The sequence below is a fragment of the Desulfuromonas sp. TF genome (genome assembly GCF_000472285.1).
In the GTDB taxonomy this organism is placed as follows: domain Bacteria; phylum Desulfobacterota; class Desulfuromonadia; order Desulfuromonadales; family ATBO01; genus ATBO01.
Map to the genome: position 1 here is coordinate 64,125 of NZ_KI421417.1, position 2,973 is coordinate 67,097.

Below are 2,973 nucleotides of genomic sequence, written 5' to 3' on the forward strand. Positions count from 1 at the left end.
GTTCAAGGGGTTAACCGAAACGGTTGACCCCTTTTTCTATTTGTTAAGTGCCATAACATCGTGGACTAAAAAATGTGCCACGACTGTAACGCGCTGCGCCATTTGGCACTAATTCACGTCTTTTTTGGCACTAGACTCTTTTGAAGTTCTTCACTTCGCCGTGCCTGCTGATTTGGCACTAAGAGTATCATCTTTTATCAGCGGTTTAACGGCCCATTTAACGGCTAAAAAAGACCCTGCTGATACCCCCTCCGTTCGGGGACTCCCCCGGGCCATGTTCCGTAGATCAGTTCGACGCAGGCACTCTGGTTGTCTCCTCCCCCCACTGTATATTTATAGTCCACTTCCACCACCGGCAGATCCTTAAACAGCTCCCGGATGTCCGGGTGGTCGTTGATGGAGAGGATCATCTGGCCCTTGATCGATTTGGCCAGACTGGCGAGCTCCTCATACTCCTCCCAGGGGAAGGCGACGCCGTAGCCTTCGGTCTGCCAGTAGGGCGGATCGCAGTAGAAGAGCGTGTGCGGCCGGTCGTAGCGCTTGATCACCTCTCTCCAGTGCAGATGCTCGATGGTAGTGCCGGCGAGGCGGTAATGGGCATCTGCGAGATCCTGCTCGAGGGTGAAGATGTTGAACCTGGGCCTCGAGGTTGTGGCGGTGCCGAATGACTGCCCGTCGACGCGGCCGCCGAAGGCGAGCTTCTGCAGGTAGAGGAAGCGGGCGGCGCGCTGCACGTCGGTGAGGGTCTCCGGCGGGGTCGACTGCAGCCAGTGCCAGTTCTGCCGGCTGGACAGCGCCCATTTAAACTGCTTGTAAAGCTCCTCTAAATGGTGCTTCACGACGCGGTATAGATTGACCAGGTCGCCGTTGATATCGTTGAGCACCTCCACCTCGGAGGGCTGCTTGAGAAAGAACAAAGCCGCTGCGCCGCAAAAAGGCTCGGCATAGCACTGGTGCGCCGGAAACAGCGGCAGGATGTGGTCGGCGAGTTTGCGCTTGCCGCCTATCCACGGAATGATCGGTTTTGACATGGTGAGCCTCCATTAGAGCTGTCCATTTCGGACGGTTTCTGTTAGGCTCTTCCCGCCGCGATCGTGGCGGGGGAGCCTTGGCTGGGCTCACAGGCTTGGTCTGTGATCTTGGCGGCCGGGCGGTGGTGGCCGCCATCGTCCGGTCGCTCCCTCTTTGTCCTACCCTCTTATTCCATCCCCCCCCCCAAATCAAACCACACCTACGGCGGACACCTGCTCCACCGGCACTGCCAGCAAGGCTTCCAAATTGCCACCGGTAATGAACCCGGCGACAGGCATCTCTGCCGCACGCCACTGAGCATCTGTCGCCGCGCCCAGCGTCAGGGGCGCGCGGTAGATCACGCGGGTCGGCTCGCCGGGATAGAACGCGGTCATGCCGTACAGCGTCCCGAGGTTGCCGCCCGGCATGACGTTGCCGATGCTCGGGAATTTGTCGGCGCCTGTCACGTACGATTCGGCATCGCCATAATCCCAGTCATACTGACCTTCGCTGACGATGGGGGTGAGCGGTCCCGTGGCCGTCGAATCTCCGGTCAGCGTTCCCGCCGCGCTTTCGTCCAACGTGCTGCCCGGCACGGAGAACGTCCACTCCCAACCATCGGACCAGCCGCCGCCGGAGTCGATGATGCCGACATACGTGCCTGCATTGTTGCCGGCCCACTTCTGAAAGAATCCTGCCTCCTGCCTGCTCCGGACGCTGAGCACGTACGCGCCGTTTCGCAGGTCGGCAAAGGACAGCGCCACCAGGGAGTCCGTTCCGGACCCGACCGTGACATGTGTTTCGGAAAGAATCTCCAAATACCCGGGATCTGTCTCCGGGTTGTAGTCTGGATTCTCGTAGAACTGATCCATCTCCAGTTCGTTGCTACGCTCCGACCGTCGGTCCACCGATCGGCTGAAAACCGTTTCATTGAACACCACGGAGCCGTTGAGAGTGATTTTCAGCGTGGTGGACTGAGCGTCCGAGTCGTAGCGCACCTCTTCGTTATCACCATAGACCGGCATGTTCTCTCCGAACTCCTGCCTGCCGGCGGTCCCGCGGGTGTAGATCTGCTCGATCTGGCCTGTCACCTCAGCATCCCCGAGGTAATCGGCGAACTCAGCCACGATCGTGCGGGTGATGGCCTGTGAGCCCTCGGAATACCATCCGGTGTCTTCGAAGTCGATGCCGGTGGAACCGCCCTGTGTCACGGTCTTTTCGTATGTTTCCGTCACGGCCAACCCGAGGTCTGCCAGCTCGGCGGTCCCGGCGTCCAGGTCAACCGTCAGCCGGAATTTGTGGTACTCGCCTATGTAGTAGGTCCCGAACACGTCAGACACGTAATCATCAGTTATGACCCGCCGAACGGCCGTGGCTTCCGTGCCGCTGGCGTTGAAAAACCAGGGGCTGATGTTGTAATAGCTGGTGTCGGTCGGGCTGCTGGCGGCGCCGTAAAATTCCATGTTCAGCAGTGGCGTCCGGTCTCCGGTTTCAGAATCGTACAGGTACAGCGTTTCAGAGCTGACGCGGCCATTTCCCACGGAGCTGGCAATGTAGCCGACTTTTCCGGATGCGTTCAGACAGGCCCCGGCGATCCGGTTGCAGCCTTCTGCTGAGGCGTCGATCAGCACCCTGCCCTGGTGAAACAGTTTTCCGTTAAACAGCGACTCCAGAACCACGTATGGACCATAGTCGGCGGGAATCGCCACACCCAGGTCCGGCAGCTGCAGCACCTGGACGATCACCTGCGGGGAAGGGGTGGAGGTGTCCGTGTGCACCACCTGCCCGGCCACCGGTGCGGTGATGCCGCCAAGCCAGGCGCTGACGCCGGTATCGAAATAGCGGCCCGGAACGCCCCGCCAGCTCAGGATATCTCCGTTACTGCCCCGCCAGTCGACGTTGCCGTACAGCAGGGCCGGCTTGTCCTTGGCCTGCCAGGCCGCGGCCGCATACCTGAGCCGT

At 60.2% G+C, this 2,973-nt stretch carries 2 protein-coding genes; both read right to left on the bottom strand.

The window, feature by feature from the left end:
- Positions 1–224: 224 nt before the first annotated feature.
- Positions 225–1,031, bottom strand: a complete 807-nt coding sequence (locus DTF_RS0107905; protein ID WP_027714890.1) for a DNA adenine methylase — start codon at positions 1,029–1,031, stop codon at positions 225–227.
- A 189-nt stretch (positions 1,032–1,220) separates the two neighbouring features.
- Positions 1,221–2,973 (bottom strand): hypothetical protein (locus DTF_RS0107910; protein WP_162148614.1); only part of this gene is annotated, 1,753 nt, incomplete at its 5' end.

Bases quoted from the DNA above. Each gene is read 5' to 3' on its own strand.
- DTF_RS0107905 (WP_027714890.1), bottom strand. From the start codon at position 1,031: ATGTCAAAACCGATCATTCCGTGGATAGGCGGCAAGCGCAAACTCGCC.